This window comes from Kitasatospora sp. NPDC004723 (assembly GCF_040609255.1).
In the GTDB taxonomy this organism is placed as follows: domain Bacteria; phylum Actinomycetota; class Actinomycetes; order Streptomycetales; family Streptomycetaceae; genus Kitasatospora.
Map to the genome: position 1 here is coordinate 67,382 of NZ_JBEXJT010000011.1, position 22,034 is coordinate 89,415.

A 22,034-nucleotide genomic window follows, 5' to 3' on the forward strand; every position below is an offset into this window, starting at 1 on the left:
GATCAGTCCGGGACGACCGTGCGGAGCGGGATGGTGAGCGCCGCCCAGCGGCCGGGGGAGGCCGCCGGGCGGCCGGGCAGCATGTCCCGGCTGCCGCCCGGGGCGAGCGGGCGGAACACGCCGTCCGTCGACCGGCCGGTCTGCCGGTCCGCGGGCAGCGTCGGGTCCCAAGGCCCGAACTGGAACGGCACGGTGTTCAGTTCGCCCTCCGCCACGATCAGCTTGAGCCAGTCACGGACGTAGGCGCCGGGCCGGACCGGCCGGGTGGACGGGAGACTGAGGTGAACCGGATCCCCGTCCAGCGCGTAACCGGTGCCGCCGGGGGCGATGAAGGCCCCGGGGAAGAGGACCGATCGGCTGGCGTAGCTGTCCGTGAGGTTCAGCAGGACGCACCAGAGGGCCTTGCCCGTCGAACGGTTGTGAATGCGGACGGACACCCTCGGCTCCTGCCAGCCGCCCGGCCCGCGGCCGTAACCGCAGACGACCTCACCGGAGCCCTCGGGCATGATCGGGCCACCACTGCCCCAGGGCGTCACCTCGACCCGGGCGTGGGATCCGAGCGAGGGATCGGGGTTGGCGAGGTCGCGCAGCTGATGCCAACCGGCCAGGTGGACGAGGCAGTCGACGATCCGCCGGGCGTCGGCCGTACCGTCCCACGGCAGCGCCGGGACGGCGGGGGATCCGTCCCGGAACAGCACCCGGGCCTCCGCCCGGTCCAGGACGACCCGCAGCAGCGTCCCGGGCGCGTCCCGCGGATCGTCCACGAGGCGAAGCAGCGGCGAGCGGGCGGTGCGCAGGGTGTCGGTCAACTCGTCAGCTACCGCAGGGCGTTCCAGCGCCTCCACCAGTACCGACACCGGTGGCAGGGCCAGCGCGGAGAGCGTCACCGGGTAGCTGAGCGCCGGATCGGGTGACCAGCCGGACGGCTCCACCAGGGTCCGGTCGACCCTGACCTCCCGGGCGGTCAGCAGGTGCCGGTCCTGGCTGCCGGGCCCGGGCTCGACGCTGAACTCGGTACCGCCGGCGTCCGGTCCGCCGCGCAGCCCGTGGACGGTTCCACAGTCCACCTCCCAGCCCGAAGCACCGTGGCGGAGCAGGTGAGGGCTCGGGGCGCGAACGGCCCCGCCGAGGAACGGCCGGTCGGCAGGGCCACCGGCCTCCAGGGGGAGCAGGACCGGGTGCTGGCGTTCACCCGAGCGCTGCACCCGGCACTGCGCGGCCGCCATCAGCCGGCGGTAGCTCAGCTCCGGGCCGCCCTGCTCGCCGAGCGCGCCGAGGAGTGCGTGCGTGAACACGCCGTGCCTGCGTCCGTCGAACCAGTCCTCGAACGCGGGCTGGTTCAGCCGACTCGCGGCCAGCAGGACGTGACCCGGCCCGGCCGCGGGACCGGTGATGTCGCGGGCCGTCGCGAGCGCCCCCCAGGACGGATCCGGTGGAAGGAGGCGCGCGCTGCCCTCGGCGTCCCGGGTCGCGCCGCCCGAGAAACAGCAGTCGAGGACCGCGACGACATGGGCGCCGCGGGCGGCGACCTCGTCCAGCAGGGCCCCCAGCTCCTTGTCCAGCAACGGCCCGTCGGCGCAGACCAGGGCCTGGCAGCGGCCGGTGGATTCGACCTTCAGCTGCTCGGCCGTGGCGTCGAACTCGGTCCCGTGGCCGGAGAACCAGAGCAGTGCGGTGTCCTGCGGCCCCGCCTGCCCGAGATGCCCGCGGATGCCGTCCGTGACCGCACGCACGGTGGCGTCGGTGTCGAGCAGCGTCCGCACAACCGGCTCCGTCACCTTCGCGTCCAGCCAATGCTCAGCAGCAGCCGCGTCATTGACGCACCCCTGGAGCGAAGCGCGGCCGAGCGCCGAGTAGTCGTCGATCCCCACCAGGAGTGCAAAAACCGTCCTCATGGGCAGAAGTGTTCCAGGCGGACATCGCCCCGGCGGTCCGGTCGACCGGGCGAATGGTGGGCGGGAACAGGTCGTCATCCGGCCATGCGCGTGCGATCACCTGCACGGCTTCGCAATATGGCAGTGCGATCACTATCCTTCCCTTCTCGACCGCGCGGTGTGAGCGCGGCGTCACTCCATGGTCATCGGGGGATTCATGGGCTTCATCGAGCAGCCCCGCCGCGTCGTGCGACCGGGCCAGGCGACCGCGCCCGGTCGGGCTGCGGCGAGCGGTCCGGCCACCGGCGGGCGACCGCCACAGACCCGCGTCGGGGCGGACCGGCTGCGAGCGAGGCCGGTGGGCTTCCTGAACGCCGTACGCCGACTCGACGCCGGACTCGACCCGGCCGCCTGCAGCGAGCTGGCCGACTGGCTCAAGGAGCACTACACCACCGAGTTCGGCGACGTCCCGCTCGGCTTCCTCGCCACCTGCTACCTCGGTGCACCGTACGTCGACCATCAGCTGAACCTCTTCCACTCGATCGTGGACCACTTCGCCCCCGGTGATCCGATGCCCCACCCCTTCGCGGCCGCCCGGATGCTGGTGCGCACCGGCGCCTACGCCTTCGTCGAGGTGTACGACGGCGGCTTGGTGCTGCCGGTGCTCCCGGACGGCAGCGTGGTACGCCCGTGAACCCGTCCCGCCGACCGCTCCACCGTGAACGGAGACCCGCATGACAGAGGTGGACTACGTCCTGCGCAACCAGGTGGCGCAGGTCGACAGACTCGTGAACCGGCTCTCCGAGCAGGTCGGCCAGGTGTCTGGTCAGGTCTCCGCCGTCGGCATCGCGCAGCAGCAGACCCAGAGCGAACTGCAGCAACTGCGCGCCGACTTCCTGGCCTTCGTCCACCAGTCTCAGCTGACCGCCAACGTGCAGCGGGCCGAGACCCGCATCGGCGTCATCCAGGACAAGGTCGACCACGAGTTCGGCCACCACAAGGTGGTCCGGCGCACCGCCGTCGGCATGCTGCAGGCCTTCGACCTCGGCCTGGTGTCCGAGGCGACGGTGACCTCGGTGAGCGAGCAGCTGATGATCCAGACGCCGCGCTACTGGCTCGCGCCCGCCCTGGTCGCCCTCGCGGCCTGGTCCGCCGACGACCCGGCGCTGTGCGAGCGGGCGGTGGACGAGGCGTTCCGGCGCTCACCGGAGCGCACCTCGCTCCTCTTCGCGCTGGTGCTGCGCAGACAGGGCCGCCAGCAGGCCGCGGTGCGGTGGCTGCGGCACTACCTGATCGCCCAGGACCCGGCCGCGCTCGGTCGGGAGTTCGCGGTCATCCTGGAGTCCATCTCGCAGGGGGCCTTCGGCGCGGGCGGCCGCGAGATGCTGCACGGGACGCTCGGGCGGTGGCGCGAGACCCTGCTCGGCGACGACGAGGCCCGGGCCGCCCAGGTACGTCGGTGGCGTGCGGAGATCGACAGCCTGCGCGCACCGTCGGCCGCCGGCGAGTTCCCCCGGCTCTCCCAGGTGTCCCCGCAGTGGCCGCAGTTGGACGCCGTACTCGCCTCGGCCCGGGCCCAGCAGGCGATCCTCGCCAAGTACACCGCGATGATGGCGGGCGAGTCCCTCCCGTCCGAGCGGCTCGAGGACGCCATCGACGACATCCTGGACCGGCTGGTCTCGGAGTACGACAACGAGGAGCTGCCGCTCCGCCGCGACCTGGCGTTCAACCAGGCGGTGGTGGCGTGCGACGGCGACCTGGACGCCGCCAGGCAGGCCGTGGACGTGGACTCCGCTTCGCTGGAGGAGACGCTCGACTACCTCACCATCCAGTCCACCGCGGCACTCAACCCCTCGGCCATCGGTGCCTCGGCCTCCACCCAGCGGCTCGCCGTCGCCGCCTGCCACGCGTGGTTCGCGCAGGCCCACGCCGGCTTCAGCCGGGACTACCGGATGGCCGAACCGCCGGACGTCCACGCGGTGTTCGCCACCAGCCACACCGTCGGGGCCCAGGTCTTCAACCTGCCGCAGTGGGCAGGTTCGTTCAACGCCCCGCTTCCCGCCCTGGAACAGTCGCTCGCCCAGCACTGGGACCAGCACACCGCCCCCTTCCTGGCCTCGCTGGCCTACCCGCTGCAGCGCCAGCTGGTCATGCTCGGCGGCGCGCTCGCGCTGCTGCTGTTCGTCGTCGGCCCGATGAACATCGCGGTCGCCCTCGGCCTGGCGGTCCTGGCCGGCGGCATCTGCGGATTGGTGCTGTACACCCGCTCCGAGGCCGCCCGGAAGGCCGCGGACTCGGCCAAGGAACTGCTGGCGCGCGCCAAGAACGACTCCATCCACCAACTGCGCGGCGCGTGCGCCGAGTACACCGACTGGAAGACCGCCTACCGGAACGCGGACCAGGTGGAGACCCGGACCCGCGAGTTCATCGGCTCACTGGCCGCCGCCGGCCACGCCCATAGCCCGTTCGACGGGCGCACCGTCCGACCCGCCGCCGCCACGCCGCAGTCCGGAGGAACGCAGTGACCACGCCCTACCCCGCCGCGCCACCACCGCGTCGCCCCGCCGCCTCCCCGTGGGCGGCCAGCCCCGAGCCCACCACGGAGCGGGCCACCAGCCGGCTGCGCCGGATCGTCGATGGCCTGCCGGACTGGGAACCGCTGCCGCCCGGCGAGGTGACGGTGCGCCGCCCCGGAAGCGGGCTGTGACACCGGCCTGGCGGCGGCGCGTGACACCGGCCAGGCAGCAGGCAGTGCGAACACCCGGACCACTCGGCGGCCCGTACCACGCCTGGGCCGACTTCCTGGAACGCTGGTCGGCGGGCGAGCCGGTCGACGACACCGGCCTGCCCGCGCTCACGCCCACCGACTTCCCCGAGGACACCTGGCAGCGGCTCGGGGCTCGGATCAGGGAAGCGTTCCAGCAGCGCCTCCAGGCCTGGGCGGACGCGCTCGTCGGGGCTGTCAACGCGGCCGACGACGAGTTCGCCGCGGGCCGCGCCCTCGCCCAGGCACGCACCGGGCTGCACCGGATCCGGGCGCTCGCCGGCCACCCGCAGCTCCCGGCCGACCTGAGGGAGAAGCTGACCGCGATCATCGACGCGCAGACCCGCCGGGCCCAGCAGGACCTGGAACGCGAGCTGGAGCGCCGGGCGTCGCGCGAGCACGACCAACAGGCCGTCGACGCCCGCCGCCGCACCCTGCGCGACAACCCGCTCACCGCCGTCATCACCGCCACGCCCCCGGCTGACCCGGGCGGCTGGTCCTACGACCCCGCCGACGGGCCGCGCCGCCGAGTCGTCCCGGGCTGACCGCGTCTTCGACCCGCCGTCCTGCCGCCGTCCCGCCGAACCGAGACCCGAGGCCCAGATGTCCAACTACGCCGAGAGCCGAGACGACCTCGACAACTACCTCACCGCGCGAGTACCGGTGATCGGCCTGCGCACCATCGAGCAGCAGCGGGCGCTGCGGCTGGTGAAGGAGGTGGCGACCCGGTCGCGCCGCAGCAGCCAGCCGTTCTGGATCTACACCAGGGCCACCGGCCTGCGCGACCTGCGCTCCAACGCCACCGTCCAGGACGACCGCTCCCTGACCGGCGCCATGGAGTTCGCCGCCGCCCAGTTCACCAGCCGCCCGCAGGCCACCCTGATCCTGGTCGACCCGGACGGGCTGGAGACCGACACCCACTTCACCCGGCACGTCGCCGAACTCGCCCGGCTGGCCGACGCCAACGCCGGCAGCATCGTCCTGATCACCGACAGCCCGATCTGGAGCGGACTGCAACGGCTCGGCATGAGCCTGCAGCTCGAACTGCCGGACGCCGACGAGATGTACGGCACCATCAAGAGCTTCCTCGACGACCACCACGGCGTGGTGCCGATCGAATGGAACGAGGACGACGCGCGCCGCGCCTCGGAGTTTCTGCTCGGCGTGACCGAGGCCGAAGCGGTCAACCTGATGGCCACCATCGTCGCCAAGGGATCGGTCCAGCGCGACGACGTCCTCGCGCTGGCCCGGGCCAAGGACCGGATCTTCAGCGACCTGGCCGGCCTCGAGCGGGTCCAGCTCAAGGCCTCGGACTACTCCGTCGGGGGCCTGAGCAGCCTGCGGGGATGGCTCCAGCGCAAGCACGAACTGATGCACGCCGATCTGCGCGGCACCGACCTGCGGCCGCCGCGCGGCGTGCTGCTGGTCGGCGTGCCCGGCTGCGGCAAGTCGCTGTCCGCCAAGGCCATCGCCTCGCAGTGGCAACTCCCGCTCTACCGGCTCGACATGGCGAGCATCCACGGCAAGTACCTCGGCGAATCCGAGGGCCGGATGCGGGAAGCGCTGGAGACCGCCGACCGGGTGGCGCCGTGCATCCTGTGGATCGACGAGATCGAGAAGGGGTTGGCCGGCAGCCACGACATGTCCGGCGTGCCGCAGCGCATCATCGGCCAGTTCCTCTTCTGGCTCCAGGAGTCGGACTCCCGCGCGTTCGTCGTCGCCACCGCGAACGACGTCCGCAGCCTCCCGCCCGAGCTCCTCCGCAAGGGGCGGTTCGACGAACTCTTCTTCGTCGATCTCCCCGACGCACAGGACCGCAAGGAGATCATCGATCTCTACTACCGCAAGTACGTGAAGGTCGAGCCCGACCCGAGCCAGGTGGACCGTCTCGTCGACCTCTCCGAGGGATTCGCCGGCTCCGACATCGAAGCCGCCCTCCACGAGGTCGGCGCCGAGGTGCACCTCAACGGCGGAGCCGCCAAGCTGCTCCCGTCGTTCGTGCTCGACACCTTCGCCAACACCACGCCGCTCAGCCGGACCAACCCCGAACAGATCGAGGAGATCCGCACCTGGGGCCGCGACCGAGCCGTCCCGGCCGGCCGCACCACGGCCACCACGACGTCCGGCATCTCCGGTACACCCCGCCGCGTCGTCTTCATGAGCGAGTAACCGCCCGCCCACGCGGGCGCCGGGGGTCTGGACGTCGAACGGCTCCGTTCCGTCATCGGTGGTAGCCGTTTGTGATTCAGGCGAGGAGGATGCGGTGTCGCAGCCAGGAAGTGGCCTCCGTCACCACCATGCAGCGGCCGGTGCCGCAGCCGGGGGCCCGCGGGCCGGTGAGGCGGTGGCTGTGAGTGGGGGTCACAGGATGAACGGGCGACTGGTTGGCGGGGTGGCCGGGGGACAGGATGGCCGGGCTGCGCGGCATTTCCTGTCCCTGTGTCACCCCGAAGGCAGTGATCATCCTTGACCAGTACCTCCGCTACCTCCGCAGCCCCGCCCGGTGAGGGTGCGGCCTCGTTCGACCGGTTGCGTTACGCGGGCGTCTTCGTGCTGCTGTTCCTGTTCGGCACCGAGACCTTCCTGGTCTCGCCGCTGCTGCCGACCATCGCGGACTCGATCAAGGTCAGCGAGGCGGCCGCCGCGTCCGGCGTCACCGCGTACGTGCTGGTCTACGCGGTGTTCGCGCCCTTCCTCGGCCTGCTCAGCGACCGCTTCGGGCGCCGCCGCACGCTGGTGGCCGGGACGGTGCTGTTCGTGCTCTCCAATGTCGGGGCCGCCGTCTCCAGCGATCTGGCGGGCCTGGTGCTCTCCCGGGCGCTGGCCGGGCTGGCTGCCGCCGCGGCCGGGCCGGCGATCTGGGCGCACATCGCCGAGACCGCTCCCGATGCCGTCCGGGGCCGGGCGCTGGGTCTGGGCATGGCGCTGTTCTCCTGCGGCCAGTTGATCGGCGTCCCGCTGGGCGGGTTCCTGGCCGGGGCGGCGGGCTGGCGGTCGGCGTTCTGGGCGCTGGCCGTCGGTACGGCGCTGGCCGTGCCGCTGCTGCTGCGGCAGGTTCCGGCGGGCGACCCGGCGGCGGAGCGGCCGGCCTCCGGCGGGGCCGTCCGGGCGCTGCTGGCGGGTTGGGGCGACCCGGTGCTGCGGCGGGCGCTGCTGGTGAACACCGTCTTCAACGCCGCCAACCTGGGGGCGTTCACCTTCCTCGGGGTGGTGCTGGTGCAGCGCTTCGACCTCTCGGTGCAGGCGCTCGGCCTGGTCGGCGTGCTGGTCGGCGCGGGCAGTGTGGCCGGTTCGCTGCTCGGGGGGCGGCTGGGCGACCGGGCCCGCGCCGCCGGGCGGCACAACCTGCCGCTGCTGCCGGTCTGGGGCGCGCTGCTGGCGCTCGGCATCCTGCTCACGGCCGAGGGGCCGGGCCTGGTGGTGGCGCTGGTGGGCGTGGTCGTCTGGTTCGTGGCCAGCGGCGGCTTCGTGACGGACCAGCAGACCCTGGCCGGTACGGTCGCCCCCGAGCTGCGGGCCACCTCCAGCGCCTGGCTGACCTCCACCATGTACGCGGGCACCGGGCTGGGTGCCTGGGCGATCGGGGCCTACGGCGACGCGGCGGACAGCACGCCGGTGGTCGGCACGGTGCTGGCGGTGGTGGCCGCGGCCGGGGCCCTGCTGGTCAGCACCTCGCTGCGGAACCGGCAGGTGGCCGGCTGAGCGGCGCCGGAGGGGAGCACCGAAGCCCGTACGGGGTTCCGTACGGGCTTCGGCGTGTGCCGGGGCGGTGCGGTCAGCCCGCCTGCTGGACGGGCAGCGGGCGCAGCGGGCGGTCCACCAGGCCGGTCATCCGGCTGCGGTCCTCGGCGGCGACCGGGGTGAAGAGCAGCACCAGGGCGGAGGGGTCGTCCACCGGGTGGAAGGAGGAGAGCGAGAGCCGGACGGGCCCGACGCCGGCCGGCTCCACGGTGACCGTGCGGGCGGTCAGTTCGGCCACCGAGTGGCAGCCCCACCAGTGGCGCAGCTCCGGTGCGTCCTGGTCGAGCCGGCGGTACAGCTCGCCGGTGCGCGGGTCGGCGAGGGCCGGGCCGGCCTGGGCGCGGAAGTGCTGGAAGACGTTCATGGCCAGCGGCTCCCAGTCGTGCAGCACACCGCGCAGCCGGCGGTCGGCCGCCATCAGCCACATCAGGTTGCGCCGGTCGGCGGGGACGGCCTCGGGCGGGCCCCAGAGCGCGGCCCAGGCGGCGTTCCAGCCGAGCAGGTCGAAGTGGCGGTCCAGCAGCACGGCCGGGCTGGCCGGCCAGGAGTCCAGCACCGGCTGGACGGCGCCGGCCAGCCGGGCGGCGGCGCCGTCCGCCGGGGCGGCCGGCTCGTGGTAGCCGGCCAGCCGCATGGCGTGCCGCAGCCCGGCCGCGTCCAGCCGCAGCGCCCGGGTGACCGCCTCCAGGACCTGCCGGGAGGCGGTCACCCGGCCCTGCTCCAGCCAGGTGTACCAGGCGAGCCCGACCCCCGAGAGCGAGGCCACCTCCTCCCTGCGCAGGCCCGGGGTGCGGCGGCGCGCGGTGGACCGCAGGCCGACGTCGGCGGGCTTGAGCTGCTCGCGGTGGGCGCGCAGGAAAGCACCGAGCTCCTGGCTGGCGAGGGGAGGTGACATGGCGTGGGCTCCTCGGGGGGCGGGGCTGCGTCGTACCTCAGACTAGAGCGGCAGCCGTACGGGCGGGTCGCGCCCGGTGGCGCGGGTGGATCAGCGCGGTGCCAACCGCCAGAGCCGTACCGGCATGTGGCTCACCCAGCCGCGTTCGGCCTGGCGGCGGGCGGCGCTCTCGCCGACGGCCGTGAAGAAGGCGGGCCGCAGGGCGGGGGCCACCAGCCGGCTGTAGTAGTCGCCGAAGGTGGCCGCGTGGAAGTGCTCGTACTGGGCGGCGTCCCGGACGGTGACCACGGCGTCCCGCTCCAGGTACGACTCCACGGTGAAGAACTCGCCGAGCAGTTCGGCCAGGTCCTCGACCGTACGCGTCCGGGTGGCGATCGGCAGCACCTCGCCCTCGCTGAACACCTGCGGCACCAGGGCGGGTTCGGTGCCGGTCGCGATCAGCGCGTCGCGGACGATCTCGTCCTCGCCGCCGAGCCCGTGGGCGTCCCGGGCGGGGTGGTAGGTGGTGAGCAGGAAGCGGCCGTCGGGGGCCAGCCGGTCGGCCACCCAGCGGAAGACGCGGTGCTCCACCGGGTACAGCCAGTGCAGCACCGAGGTCATGGTGACCACGTCGGCCCGGACGTCCAGCGGCTTCGGATCGGTCAGGTCGGCCCGGTGCAGGACGGTGCGGCCGGGGAAGCGGGTCAGCCGCTCGGTGGCCTCGGCTATCCGGTGCTCGGAGCGCTCCAGGCCGACGGCGAGCCGCAGCGAGGGGTGGCGGTCGAGGGCGGTCTCCAGCAGCTGGCCGATGCCGCTGCCGAGGTCGACCAGGGTCTGCGGGCTGCCGGTGACCTGGTCGAGGACCCAGTCGCGGTCCTGGACCTGGCGCAGCCGGCTGGCGTCGGCGTAGCCGGCCAGCGTGCCGGCCTGGATCTCGATGGCGGATGCGGTCACTGCCGGGCCTCCTCGGGGGCGGTGCCGGCCGCGGTGGCGGCGTGCGGCTCGGGGGCGGTGTCGATCAGGCGCAGCAGCCGTTCGCGGGTGCTGCTCTGGTCGTAGCGGTTGAAGATGTTGATCCGGTTGCGGGCGAGGTCGCCGCGGTGGACGTACTCGTAGAGGTCCTGGCGCTGGCCGAAGCCGTCGCCGGTCAGCTCCCAGGCCAGCCTGAACAGGCGGGACTTGTGCTCGGCGTCGATGTCCTTGCCGCGCATGTAGCGGTCGATGTGCGGGCGCAGCCGGGGGTTGGCGAGGTCGCCGGCGGTGGGCTGCATCAGCAGGCCGGAGGCGCCGATCTTCCGGACGATCTCCACCGCGCTCGCCGCCACCTCGGCGGACCAGACCCGGCTGGCGGCGGTGTCGCCCGGGGCCAGCAGCCCGCTGTCGGTGACCCGGGCGCGGGCCTCGGCGGCGTCCAGGAAGTACTCGGTCAGCTCCGCGTACCCGGCCAGCCGGCCCAGGTCCTCCTGGATGTTGCGGAAGCCCTTCACCCCGATCGACTCGGCGACCAGGGTGGCGGTGGCCAGCAGGGTGCGCAGCCGCTCCCGGTAGCGGACGTGGCCGATGTAGGCGCTCCACGCGTTGATCCGGCCCAGGCCCGCCCGGGCCAGCTCGCCGTCGCGCAGCAGGAAGACGCGGTCCCAGGGCACCAGCACGTCGTCGAAGAACAGCATCGCGTCCTGCTCGTCGTACTTGGCGCCGAGCGGGTGGTCGTGGCCCCACGGGGTGCTGCCCAGCGGCTCCCGGCAGAGGGTGACCAGGCCGGGGGTGTTCAGCGGCAGCGCGAACCAGACCACGAACTGCTCGCCGCGCCGCTGGGTGAAGGAGGCGGAGAGGTAGACCAGCACCTCGTGGGCCAGCGGGGCGAGGGTGGTGAGCTGCTTGGCGCCGCGCACCACGATGCCGCGCTCGTTCTCCTCCAGGACGCGCAGGGCGAGGTCGGGCTCCTCCACCGGATCGGCGGAGCGGTCGATCTGCGGGTCGCCGAGCGCGTGCGAGAGGACGAGGTCGTTGTCGGCGCAGTGCCGGTACCAGGCCTCCGCGTTGGCGCCGAACCGCTCGTCGTTGCGGGCCAGCTGGTGGCGGAAGTCGTAGACGCCGAGCGCGATGGAGGCCATGAAGGAGGGCGAGCGGCCGTGCTGGCCCAGCGCCTCGGCGTGCCAGAACTCGGCGCTGCGGCGCTGGAGGCGCAGGTCCTCCAGGGTGCGCGGCGGGGCGTAGGCGCGGGCGATCCGGCGGCCGGTGTCCGGGTCCTGCACGGTCAGCAGGGAGCGGTGCTCGGGGTCGTGCTGGAGGTCGAGCAGCCGGGCCAGCTCCAGGGCGGCGGGGCGGAAGGCGGGGTGCTCGGCCGGGTTGGCGACGCGCTTGCCGTCCAGGTAGAGCTCGCGGCCGTCGTCGAGTTCGGCCAGGTACCGCTCGCCGGTGAGCAGTCCCCGTCCGGTGGCCGGCGTGTCCAGCAGGGTCATGCGGTGGCTCCTGTCGAAGTCATGGTCGGGGCGTCGGTGGGCTGCTTGTCGGTGGGGGCGGGTGCGGGAGCGGTGAGGGCCGGATCGGTGAGGGCCGGATCGGTGAGCGGGTCGGCCAGGGCGCGGTAGCGGCCGTCGTGGTACAGCAGCGGCTCGCCCGGGGCGCCGTCGGTGGCGACGACCTCGCCGAGCAGCAGGGCGTGGTCGCCGCCGGGCAGGATCGCGTGCAGCCGGCAGTCGAACCAGGCCAGGCAGTGGTCGACCACCGGCGCGCCGGTGACCTCCGGCCGCATCGGCACGGTGGTGAACATGCCGAGCGCCCGGCCCGCGCCCGGGGTGGCGAAGCGGCGTCCGACGGCCTCCTGGCGGGCGGTCAGCACCGAGACCGCGAACCGGCCGGAGTCCCGGACGGCCGCCGCCAGCGGGCTGCGGGCGGCCACCGCCACGCTGACCAGCGGCGGGTCCAGGGAGAGCGTGCCGAAGGAGGAGACCGTCTTGGCGAAGACCTCGTCGCCGTCCCGGGCGGTGAGCACCGCGACCCCGGTCGTCCAGTGGCGGGCGGCCGCCCGGACGTCCTGCGGCTCCACCGGCCGGTGCCTGCGCACGGGGCTCATCGGAGCGCCACCCGGTACGCGCGCAGCCACTCGTCCAGCTGCACCAGGTGGTCCAGGCCGCCGACCGGGTTGGGCGCGGTGCGGGGGCTCGGCAGCGGCCGGCCCTCGGCCAGCAGCCGGCGTACGGCGGCCCGGTCCACCAGGTCGAAGACCGGCGCCTGCGGGTCGGCCAGCAGGGCTTGCGCCCGCTCGGTCAGCACCTCCGTGTAGCGGACGGCCGGGGTGGACGGGTAGCCGCTCTTCGGCCGGTCCGCCACCTGCGGCGGCAGCAGGTCCCGGACGGCGTCCCGCAGCAGGCCCTTCGGTCTGCCCTCCGGCGCCTTCAACGCCCAGGGGACGTTCCACAGGTACTCCACCAGCCGGTGGTCGCAGAACGGCACCCGGACCTCCAGGCCGACCGACATCGACACCCGGTCCACCCGGTCCAGCAGCGGCGGCAGCCAGCGGGTCAGCGCCAGGTGGAACACCTCGCGCACCCGGGCGTCCGCCGCCGACTCGTGAGCCAGGCGCGGGACTTCGGCGATCGAGTCGCGGTAGGCCGCGGCGGTGTACTCGGCCGGGCGGACCTCGGCCGCCACCTCCGCGCGCAGCAGGTCGGCCGGGGTGGCGCGGCCGTGCAGCCAGGGGAAGGTGCCGGATGCCAGCGCCGCCGCGTCGTGGAAGTACGGGTAGCCGCCGAAGATCTCGTCGGCCGCCTCGCCGGACAGCGCCACCGTGGAACGCCGGCGCACCTCGCGGAACAGCAGGTGCAGCGAGGCGTCCATCTCGCCCCAGCCCGGCCGGTCGCGGGCCGCCAGCACCACGTCCCGGGCGGGCAGCAGGTCGTCGTCCGGCACCAGGACGGCCGTGTGCAGCGTGCCGATGTGCTCGGCGGCGGCCTGCACGTACGGTGCGTCCAGGGTGGTGCGCCAGGCGTCCGGGGTGCGGTCGGCGCTGCCGGGGAAGTCCACCGAGAAGCTGGTGATCTTGCCCTGGCCGGCCCGCTCCCGGGCGATCGCGGCCAGCGCGGTGATGGCGCTGGAGTCCACCCCGCCGGACAGCAGGGTGCAGAGCGGCACATCGCTCAGCAACTGCCGCTCCACCGCGTCCGCCAGCAGCTCCCTGACCGTCGCCCGGGTGCGCTCCGGAGAGTCCTCGTGCGGGCGCGACTCCAGCCGCCAGTACCGGACCTCGGTGGTCGCGGACCTGGTCACCCGTACCAGCCGGCCCGGCCGGACCTCGTTCAGCCCCCGGAAGAGCCCGTGGCCGGCGGTCGGGGCGGCGGGCAGCGCGAAGAGCTCGGCCACGCCCTGGGCGTCCAGCTCGGCGCGGAACAGCGGATTGGCCAGCAGCGCCTTCGGCTCGGAGCCGAACAGTACCCCCGAGCGGTGGGCGTGCCAGTAGAGCGGCTTGATCCCCAGGTGGTCCCGGACCAGCAGCAGTTCCTCATCGCGGGCGTTCCACAGGGCGTAGGCGAAGATTCCGTTGAAGCGCTCGGGGGCGGCGGCGCCCCACTGGAGATGCGCGCGCAGCAGCACCTCGGTGTCCGAGTCCGTCCGGAAGACGTGCCCGTGGGCCTCCAACTCCCGCCGCAGCTCGCGGTGGTTGTACAGCTCGCCGTTGTAGCCCAGGACGGCCTGCGGGGCGTGCGGGGCGTCCGCCAGCGGCTGCACGCCGCCGTCCAGGTCGATCACCGACAGCCGGCGGTGGCCCAGCGCGAGGTGCCGGGACAGCCACACCCCCTCGGCGTCGGGGCCCCGGCACGCCAGGGTGCGGGTCATCTCCCGGACCGTCCGCTCCTCGCGGCGCAGGTCCGCCTCCCAGTCCAGCCAGCCTGTCACACCGCACATCACGCCTCCTGGCGGGGGTCGGAATCGGAAGGGGCCGAGGCCTCCCAGCGGCAGCCGTGGCCCGTCGGGCCGCTCAGCAGCCGGACGGCCGGGCGGAAGCCCTTGGCGCGGATATTGGAGGACACCGCCTCCGTGCAGTACGTGCAGGGGGAGGCCAGGGTGAGGCGGACACCGGAGCGGCGGGCCTGCTCGCGGTAGTCCCAGATGGCGCAGTGGGTGATGGTCAACGCGGAGTGCTCCGCAGGGCCCCGGGCGGTGCTGTGGTCCTCGTCGAACTCGTAGTCGGAGCCGTAGAGTTCGGCCTGGCGGGCGAGGCGGTGCATCGGGTCGGCGGCGCCGCGGCCGTAGTCCGGCTCCACCTCGCGGTGCACCTCGGCGTTCGACCGGGCCCACTCGGCGAGCACCGGCTCGCCGTACCGGGACACCAGGAAGCGCTCCATCAGCGCCTGGCCCCGGAAGAACACCCGCTGCCACTCGGGCGCGCGGGCCGAACCCTCCTCGGGGAGGTCCGCGAACACGGCGGACTGCAGGGCGAACCAGTCGGTCAGGTGGACCTCGTCCCCGCGGGACACCAGGAACCTGGTCAGGCCGGCCTCGGCCTCGTGCAGGCGGCGGCGCCACAGCGCCGAACGCTCGGCGTCCGACATCGAACGGTACGGGGACGGGGGCAGCTCGGGCGGCAGACCGGGGCCGGCCACCGGCAGAACGGCGGTGGCCGGCGCGGGCGGTACGGCACCCTCGGGCGGAATGCTCAACGGGTCACTCCCTTCGGCGGATCGCGGTGTCGCAACCGTATGAAGGGGAGTGGTGGGGGGAGTAGCCCCGAACGGACCCACTGGTGGCGACGATCGGAGACCGGGAGTGCGCCGAAGGTCGCCCTCGGGGGCGTGCGGTGGCTGGGGCGGGAGCGGGGCGGGTGGGGGTGGTTGCGGGCGGGTCGGGTGCGGGTCGGGGGTCCGGTGCTGCGTGCGGTTCCCCGCGCCCCTGAGGTCGGTGGTGGGTCAGCCGGCGAGGCCGTGGCGGTGGGCGTAGAGGGCGGCGCGGAGGCGGTCGGAGTGGCCGGTCTTGCGCATGGCGGAGGTGAGGTGCTTCTTCACGGTGGCTTCCGCGAGGGCGAGTTCGCGGCCGATCTCGGCGTTGCTGAGGCCCCGGGCGAGCTGGGCGAGGACTTCGCGTTCGCGTTCGGTCAGGCCGACCTGCTGGAGGGCCGGTTCGGCGGCCTGGCCGGCCAGGCTGGCGGGGTGGACGCGGGCCGGGGGCGGGGCGGGGAGGAAGACCGAGCCGCCGGCGGCGGCGAGTTGGACGGCGCCGATGATGCGGTCCTCGGGCAGGTCCAGCGGGAAGCAGCCGACGGCGCCGGCCAGCAGGATGCGGCTGGCCTCGGCGGTGGACTCGGCGCGTCTCAGCAGGACGACCCGGGTGTCGGGGGCGCCCTCCGGCCCGCGCAGGGCGACGGCGGCGGCCAGGTCCTCGCCGAGCGAGGCGCCCCGGCCCAGCAGGACGACGTCCGGCCGGACCCGGCGGACGGCGGCCACGGCGGCGGCCGGGTCCCCGGTGCTGCCGACCACGGTCAGCCCCGGCGCCGTGGCCAGTACGGACCGCAGGCCGGCACTGGCCACGGGGTGCCGTTCGACCAGGAAGACCCGGGTGGCGCCGGCCGCGGCCTCCTCGCTGCCGCACACCGGGTGCCCGCAGTCGCAGGCGGCGGCCGGTGCGGCGGGCTGCGGGCCGGGCTCGGCCAGCAGCTGGTGACCGGCGATCAGGTCGAGCGGGTTGTCGATCTCGCTGTGCAGTGCCTCGGCCCCGATCACCGGGCCGACGCCGATGTGCGAGAGCCGGCGGGCGCTGCCCCGGTGCGGGGTCCGGTGCGGATGCGGGTCGCGGGCGCCGGTGGGGAGGGCGCGCTGGGGGGCGTACTGGGCGGGTGCGTACTGCGACAGGGCGTACTGCGGCATGGCGGGTGCGGTTCCCTCGGACGTGGCGGGCCGGCTCGTGGGCACGGTTGCTGCGGCGGGGCCTGGTACGGAGGTCGCGGGCCGGAGGCGGCGGGCGGCGGGGCGTACGGGCCTGGTGCGGGAGCGCTGCTGCCGGGGTCGGGGCTCGGCGTCAGCGCTGGAGAGCGCGAGGACACAGCTCGTCGAAACACCTGCGGTGCCACGAGCCGCCGATACCGACCAGGGTGTAGCCGGTCCGCCGGATTGCCATGCCGACAGGGTAGTTCCGGGCCTCGTAGCAGGTCAAGGACGGGACGGCGGTCCGGCGGAGGCGGTAGCCGGCTGCCCCGCGCGGCCGATCCTATGACCGGGGGTAACAGCATGAACTGCTGACTGGCTGTCAACGCCGCCCATCCGCGACCTTCATGACGTCGGCCTTCCGCCGCCCACCCGGTGCGCCGAGCCGTTTCCGACGTGCCCCGGACCGTTCCGGCGCGTCCCGGCCCGCCGCCAGGGCCGCCCCCTCGAAGGTCCCCCGCAGACTGCCCGCCGGTGCCACCGGCCCCGTCCGGAAAGGAATTCCGCCATGCCCGCCGCCGACCACCGGACGGCCGCCCGACCCGGCGCGGCCCAGCCCCGAGGGGTGCGTGGATGACCGGGTTCCTGCTGCGCCGCCTGCTGCTCGCGGTGCCGACCCTGCTCGGGGTGACGGTGGTGGTGTTCGCCACGGTGGCCCTGGTGCCGGGCGATCCGCTGACCGCGCTGCTGGGACCGGGCGCCCCGCCGGAGGCCCGCCACGAGCTGTCCGAACGACTGGGCCTGGACGAGCCCTTGCCGCTGCGCTACCTCGGCTGGCTGGGCGGGGTGGCCGGCGGCGACCTCGGGGTCTCCATCTCGGCGCAGCGCCCGGTGGCCGAACTGCTCGGCTCCGCGCTCGGCCAGACCCTGCTGCTGGCCGGCGCCGCCTTCCTGCTGGTGCTGGCCGGCGGGGTGCTGCTGGGGGCCCTCGGCGCGCTGCGGCCGAACGGCCCGCTGGGCCGGCTCTGCGACGCGCTGGGCACGCTGGCGGTCTCCGCGCCGCAGTACTCGGTGGCGCTGCTGCTGATCGCGGTGTTCGCGGTCAACCTGCGCTGGCTGCCGGCCGGCGGCACCCACGACGTGTTCGGCGGCGGCGGCGCGGGCGACCTGCTGCGCCACCTGGTGCTGCCCGCCGTGGCGGCGGCACTCGTACCGCTGGGCCTGACGGCCAAGGTGTTCCGGGCGGCGCTCTCCACCGTGCTGGCGGGGGAGTTGGCGGACAGCCTACGGGCCCGCGGCCTGAGCCGGTTCGCGGTGCTGCGGCACTGCGTGCACAACGCCTCGCCGGCCTTGCTGACCATCGGCGGCCTGCAACTCGCCTACCTGCTGGAGGGCGTGGTCTTCGTGGAGACCCTGTTCGCCTGGCCGGGCGTCGGCCGGCTGCTGTACGACGCGCTGACCGCCCGCGACCTGCCGCTCGTCCAGGGCGGGGTGCTGGTGGTGGCGGTCGCTTTCGTCGGGATCAACCTGCTGGTGGACGCCGCGCACGCGGCGATCGACCCGCGCGTGCGGAGCTGACCGTGACGCTGACCACCAAACCCACCAAACCCGCCGGACCCGCCGGACCCGTCGAGCCCGGACCCGTCGAGCCCGGACCCGTCGAGCCCGGAGCCGTCCGGCGCGCCCCCCGGGACGTCCTGCTGCTGCTCTCCGCCGGGGCCGCCGCCCTGCTGGTGCTGCTCGCCCTCGGCGCGCCGCTGGTGGCCCCGTACGACCCGGCGGCCGGCTCGCTGGAGGACCGGCTGCTCGACCCGGGCGCCCCCGGCCACCTGCTCGGCACCGACGGCCAGGGCCGGGACGTGCTCAGCCGGCTGCTCTGGGCCGGCCGGGCCTCGCTGGTCGGCGGCCTGGTACCGGTGCTGGTGGCCGTCACCGCCGGCACCCTGCTGGGCATCGCCGCCGGGCTGGGCGGCCGGGTCACCGAGCAGGTGCTGCTGCGCACCCTCGACGTGCTGTACGCCTTCCCCGGGGTGCTGCTCGCCATCGCGGTGGCCACCCTGCTGCGGCCCGGCCTGGGCGCCACCGTGCTCGCGCTCTCGGTGGTGCTCACCCCGGCGGTGGCCCGGGTGGCCTTTACCGAGCTGCGGCGCATCCGCACCGCCGAGTACCTGGAGGCCGCCCGGGTCAGCGGGGCCGGCGGGCTGGACCTGGCGGTGCGCCAGGTGGTGCCGGTGGTCGCGCCGGTGGTGCTGGTGTACGCGGCCTCGCTGGTCGGCCTGTCCGTGGTGTACGCGGCCGGGCTGTCCTTCCTGGGCCTGGGCGTGGCGCCGCCCACCGCCGAGTGGGGCGCGATGCTCGACGAGCTGCGCCCCAGTCTGTTCACCCACCCGTGGGTGGCGGTGCAGCCGGCCCTGGTGATCCTGCTGGTCTCGGTGGTCTTCAACACCCTCGGCGAGCGGCTGCGCCGACGGATCGGCGACAGCGGAGCACACCTTCCGGAGGCGGGCCGATGAGTGTCCTGGACGTGGCCGGACTGGCCGTGGAGTACCCCGGCGGAGTCCGGGCGGTGGACGGGGTCTCCTTCTCCGTCGACGCGGGCGAGGCGCTGGTCCTGCTGGGCGAGTCCGGCAGCGGCAAGACCACCGCCGCCCGTACGGTGCTCGGCCTGCCCGGGCGCGGGGCCCGGGTCAGCGGCTCGGTGACGCTCTCCGGCACCGACCTGCGGGCCCTGGACGCCCGGGGCTGGTCGCGGGTGCGCGGCGCCCGGATCGGCTACGTCCCGCAGGACCCGACCGGCTCGCTGGACCCGCTGCGCCGGATCGGCCCGCAGCTCGCCGAAGTCCTGCTGCGCCACCGGCGGGCCGACGGCCGCCGGGCCGCCCGGGAGGCCGTGCCCGCCCTGCTCGCCGAGGCCGGGGTGGCGGAGCCGGAGCGCGTCGCCCGCGCCTACCCGCACGAACTCTCCGGCGGGCTGCGCCAGCGCGCGGCCATCGCCATCGCGGTCTGCTGCGGCCCCGAGCTGCTGATCGCGGACGAGCCCACCACCGCCCTGGACGCGCTGGTGCGGGGCCGCGTCCTCGACCTCTTCGACGAACTGCGCCGCCGGCGCGGCATCGCCCTGCTGCTGGTCACCCACGACCTGACGGCGGCCCGCCGGATCGGCGGCCGGGTGGCCGTGCTGCGGACCGGCCGGATCTCCGGCACCGGGCCGACCGAGCAGGTGCTCGGCGCGAGTCCCGGCACCGCCGCCGATGCCGAAGCCGACCCTGCCGACCCTGCTGCCGATGCCGCCGATGCTGCCGATGGCATGGTGGCCGCCGAACCGGGAGGCCGTCGATGAGCGCCGAGTCCGCCGCCGGCACGCCGCTGCTGGAGATCACCGAGGTCCGCAAGGGCTTCCGCCGGGGCTCCCTCGCCCTGGACGGCGTCAGCCTGCGGGTGGCACCCGGCGAGACGGTCGGCCTGGTCGGCGAGTCCGGCTCCGGCAAGTCCACGCTGGCCCGGCTCGCCCTGGGCCTGCTCGCCCCCGACGAGGGCACCGTCCGGTTCGCCGGACAGGACCCGTACGGGCTGCGGGGGCGGCGGGCCCGACCCGTCCGCGCCCGGCTCCAGTTCGTGCCGCAGCACCCGCGCGGCTCCCTCAACCCCGCGCTGCGGGCCGGCGAGGCGGTGGCCACCGCGCTGCGCCTGCACGGCACCCCGCGCCGGGAGCGGCCCGCCGCCGTGGCGGAGCTGTTCGGGCAGGTCGGCCTGGGCGCCGAGCTGGCCGCGCGCTACCCCCGGGAGCTGTCCGGCGGGCAGCTCCAGCGGGTGGCCGTGGCCCGGGCCCTGGCCACCCGGCCGGACCTGGTGGTCTGCGACGAGCCGACCTCCGCCCTCGACCCCGCGGTGCAGGAACGCCTGCTGGACCTGCTCGCCGGACTCCAGCAACGCACCGGCCTGGCCTACCTGTTCATCTCGCACGACCTGGCGGTGGTCCGCCGGATCGCGCACCGGGTGCTGGTGCTGAGGCACGGCCGGGTGGTCGAGGAGGGCAGCGCCGAGACCCTGTGGTCGGCCCCCGCCCACCCGTACACCCGGGCCCTGCTGGCGGCCGCCGAGTGTGGGCCGGCGCCCGTCCTCCAGGGCGCCCGCGACTGAGCCCGTCCACAACTCCACAACCGCACGTCCCGCCGCCCTATCGCCGCCCTTCCGGCCCCCGACCGCGCGCCCTGCCGCCGCACCTCCGCCTCCCCTTCCCCTCCCCTTCCCCGTACCGCCGACCCGACCAGCGACAAGGAACAGCCATGACGCACCACCGCCCCGCCCGCATCAGCACCAGAGTCGGCGCGCTGCCGGCCGCCGCCGTCGTGCTGCTCGCCACCGCGGGCTGCGGCTCCGGGACGGAGGCCCCGGCCGCCGGCGGCGAGGGCCGGGGCGGCACCCTGGTGGTCGGCGCCACCGGCAAGCTGCCCAACCCCGACACCGTGATCGGCGGGGCCGGCTTCGAGGGCAAGCGGCTGGTCAGCTTCCAGATCTACGAGGGCCTGACCCGCTACGACCTGTCCGTCACCGACCGCCCGCCGGCCGTCACCGGCGCGCTCGCCGAGTCCTGGAAGGTCGCCGAGGACTCCCGCACCTGGACCTTCAAGCTGCGCAAGGGCGTCACCTTCCAGGACGGCACCCCCTTCGACGCCGACGCCGTGCTGTTCAACCTGGACCGCTACCTCAACAAGCAGAGCGAGCACTACACCGACGCGATCGGCGCCGCCGCCACGGAGTACGCGGGCTCCATCACCACCTACCGCAAGCTCGACGCCGACCACGTCGAACTGGTCACCAAGGACCCCAACGGCCACTTCCCCGAGGACCTGGCGCACGTCCTGATCGCCAGCCCCACCGCGGTGAGGAAGACCGGCTCCAAGGACTTCGCCAAGCAGCCCGTCGGCACCGGCCCGTTCTCCTTCGTCTCGCAGACCGAGGGCCAGCAGATCGAACTGGCCGCCAACAAGTCCTACTGGCGCGGCGCGCCCAAACTGGACCGGCTGATCGTCAAGCCGCTGCCGGACGCCGCCGCCCGCACCGCCGCACTGCGCTCCGGCGGGGTCAACTGGATCGAGTACCCCAACCCCGACGACATCGAGAGCCTCCAGCGGGACGGCGTCCGGATCTCCACCAACAGCTACGACCACCTCTGGTACTGGATCCTTGACACCTCCAAGGCGCCCTGGAACGACCCCCGGGTGCGCAAGGCCGCCAACTTCGCCGTCAACCGGCAGGCCATCGCCGAGAAGCTGCTGCGCGGCACCGCCGACCCGGCCCTCCAGGCCGCCCCGCGCGCCACCTTCGCCTACGACCCGGCCGGCGACGCCTACGGCTACGACCCGGCCAAGGCCAAGGCGCTGCTCGCCGAGGCCGGGGTGGCCGGCGGCTTCAGCACCTCCGTCACGGTGCCCACCGGCGGCTCCGGCAACCTGCTGCCCGTGCCGATCTCCGAGGCCATCCAGCGCGACCTGGCAGCCGTCGGCATCAAGGTCGAACTGCGCACCACCGACTGGTCCACGCTGATCGGCGCCGAGGCCAAGGGCCAGGTCGCGCTCGGCTCGGACGCCATCGCGCAGTCCACCACACTGTTCCAGTCCGAGGCGCTGCTGCCGCTGTTCATCGGCTCCAACAGCCCGTTCTGGACGGGCCACTACAGCAGCCCCAAGGTCGACGAACTGCTGAATTCCGCCTCCGCCCAGCCCGACCAGGCCAAGCGGCAGGCCGACTACCGGCAGGCGCTCTCCCAGGTGACCGCCGACGCGCCCTGGCTGTTCGTGGTCAACGACCGCAACCCGCGCGCCCTCTCGCCCAAGGTGCAGGGCCTGGTGCAGCCGCAGTCCTGGTTCATCGACCTGACCACCGTCTGGATCGGCAAGTAGTGACCCCCGTACGAGAGAAGG

At 74.4% G+C, this 22,034-nt stretch carries 19 protein-coding genes; 11 read left to right on the forward strand and 8 right to left on the reverse strand.

The window, feature by feature from the left end; all coding sequences use genetic code 11:
- Positions 1-2: 2 nt before the first annotated feature.
- The gene (locus tag ABZW10_RS14555; protein ID WP_355364177.1) at positions 3-1,895 is read right to left on the reverse strand and encodes a caspase family protein; all 1,893 of its coding nucleotides are present in this window, start codon (positions 1,893-1,895) and stop codon (positions 3-5) included.
- A gap of 337 nt (positions 1,896-2,232) precedes the next feature.
- On the opposite strand from ABZW10_RS14555, the gene ABZW10_RS14560 reads away from it, so the two are divergent.
- From ABZW10_RS14560 to ABZW10_RS14585, 6 genes are all read left to right on the forward strand, one after another.
- Positions 2,233-2,568, forward strand: coding sequence for a hypothetical protein (locus ABZW10_RS14560; RefSeq protein ID WP_355364180.1), 336 nt, complete (start codon positions 2,233-2,235; stop codon positions 2,566-2,568).
- Positions 2,569-2,608: 40 nt separating this feature from the next.
- On the forward strand, positions 2,609-4,399 hold the full coding sequence (locus ABZW10_RS14565; protein WP_355364183.1) for a hypothetical protein: 1,791 nt from the start codon (positions 2,609-2,611) through the stop codon (positions 4,397-4,399).
- Positions 4,396-4,581 carry a hypothetical protein gene (locus tag ABZW10_RS14570; RefSeq protein WP_355364186.1) on the forward strand — a complete coding sequence of 62 codons (186 nt, stop codon included), beginning with the start codon at positions 4,396-4,398 and terminating at the stop codon, positions 4,579-4,581. Before ABZW10_RS14565 ends, ABZW10_RS14570 begins: the two co-directional genes overlap by 4 nt.
- 44 nt (positions 4,582-4,625) lie before the next feature.
- The gene (locus ABZW10_RS14575) at positions 4,626-5,183 is read left to right on the forward strand and encodes a hypothetical protein (protein WP_355364189.1); all 558 of its coding nucleotides are present in this window, start codon (positions 4,626-4,628) and stop codon (positions 5,181-5,183) included.
- A gap of 58 nt (positions 5,184-5,241) precedes the next feature.
- Positions 5,242-6,807 (forward strand): AAA family ATPase, encoded by a 1,566-nt coding sequence (locus ABZW10_RS14580; protein ID WP_355364192.1) that lies wholly within the window; start codon positions 5,242-5,244, stop codon positions 6,805-6,807.
- Between the two features lie 297 nt (positions 6,808-7,104).
- On the forward strand, positions 7,105-8,340 hold the full coding sequence (locus ABZW10_RS14585) for an MFS transporter (protein ID WP_355364195.1): 1,236 nt from the start codon (positions 7,105-7,107) through the stop codon (positions 8,338-8,340).
- Between the two features lie 73 nt (positions 8,341-8,413).
- On the opposite strand, the gene ABZW10_RS14590 is transcribed toward ABZW10_RS14585, so the two are convergent.
- From ABZW10_RS14590 to ABZW10_RS14620, 7 genes are all read right to left on the reverse strand, one after another.
- Positions 8,414-9,274, reverse strand: a complete 861-nt coding sequence (locus tag ABZW10_RS14590) for a helix-turn-helix transcriptional regulator (protein WP_355364198.1) — start codon at positions 9,272-9,274, stop codon at positions 8,414-8,416.
- 90 nt (positions 9,275-9,364) lie between these two features.
- Entirely contained in the window at positions 9,365-10,207 is an 843-nt protein-coding gene (locus ABZW10_RS14595; RefSeq protein WP_355364201.1) for a class I SAM-dependent methyltransferase, read from the reverse strand.
- Positions 10,204-11,715 carry a 4-hydroxyphenylacetate 3-hydroxylase N-terminal domain-containing protein gene (locus tag ABZW10_RS14600; RefSeq protein WP_355364204.1) on the reverse strand — a complete coding sequence of 504 codons (1,512 nt, stop codon included), beginning with the start codon at positions 11,713-11,715 and terminating at the stop codon, positions 10,204-10,206. Before ABZW10_RS14600 ends, ABZW10_RS14595 begins: the two co-directional genes overlap by 4 nt.
- A complete protein-coding gene (locus tag ABZW10_RS14605) occupies positions 11,712-12,320 on the reverse strand; it encodes a flavin reductase family protein (protein WP_355364207.1) in 609 nt (202 codons plus the stop codon). The genes ABZW10_RS14600 and ABZW10_RS14605 overlap by 4 nt, the downstream gene beginning before the upstream one ends.
- Positions 12,321-12,325: 5 nt before the next feature.
- Positions 12,326-14,158 carry an asparagine synthase (glutamine-hydrolyzing) gene (asnB, locus tag ABZW10_RS14610; protein WP_355364210.1) on the reverse strand — a complete coding sequence of 611 codons (1,833 nt, stop codon included), beginning with the start codon at positions 14,156-14,158 and terminating at the stop codon, positions 12,326-12,328.
- Positions 14,158-14,913, reverse strand: a complete 756-nt coding sequence (locus ABZW10_RS14615; protein ID WP_355364213.1) for a hypothetical protein — start codon at positions 14,911-14,913, stop codon at positions 14,158-14,160. The genes asnB and ABZW10_RS14615 overlap by 1 nt, the downstream gene beginning before the upstream one ends.
- A gap of 246 nt (positions 14,914-15,159) precedes the next feature.
- Positions 15,160-16,113 (reverse strand): response regulator transcription factor, encoded by a 954-nt coding sequence (locus ABZW10_RS14620; protein WP_355364216.1) that lies wholly within the window; start codon positions 16,111-16,113, stop codon positions 15,160-15,162.
- A gap of 630 nt (positions 16,114-16,743) precedes the next feature.
- Between ABZW10_RS14620 and ABZW10_RS14625 the strand changes: the two genes are divergently transcribed.
- The 5 genes from ABZW10_RS14625 (at position 16,744) to ABZW10_RS14645 (ending at position 22,013) form a co-directional block, all read left to right on the forward strand.
- Positions 16,744-17,688 (forward strand): ABC transporter permease, encoded by a 945-nt coding sequence (locus ABZW10_RS14625; protein ID WP_355364219.1) that lies wholly within the window; start codon positions 16,744-16,746, stop codon positions 17,686-17,688.
- Between the two features lie 2 nt (positions 17,689-17,690).
- A complete protein-coding gene (locus ABZW10_RS14630; RefSeq protein ID WP_355364222.1) occupies positions 17,691-18,623 on the forward strand; it encodes an ABC transporter permease in 933 nt (310 codons plus the stop codon).
- Positions 18,620-19,450: an ABC transporter ATP-binding protein gene (locus ABZW10_RS14635; protein WP_355364225.1), complete on the forward strand. Its 831-nt coding sequence runs from the start codon at positions 18,620-18,622 to the stop codon at positions 19,448-19,450. Before ABZW10_RS14630 ends, ABZW10_RS14635 begins: the two co-directional genes overlap by 4 nt.
- On the forward strand, positions 19,447-20,250 hold the full coding sequence (locus ABZW10_RS14640) for an ABC transporter ATP-binding protein (RefSeq protein ID WP_355364228.1): 804 nt from the start codon (positions 19,447-19,449) through the stop codon (positions 20,248-20,250). The genes ABZW10_RS14635 and ABZW10_RS14640 overlap by 4 nt, the downstream gene beginning before the upstream one ends.
- A gap of 146 nt (positions 20,251-20,396) precedes the next feature.
- Complete coding sequence (locus ABZW10_RS14645; protein ID WP_355364231.1) at positions 20,397-22,013, forward strand: ABC transporter substrate-binding protein; 1,617 nt, start codon at positions 20,397-20,399, stop codon at positions 22,011-22,013.
- Positions 22,014-22,034: the final 21 nt, after the last annotated feature.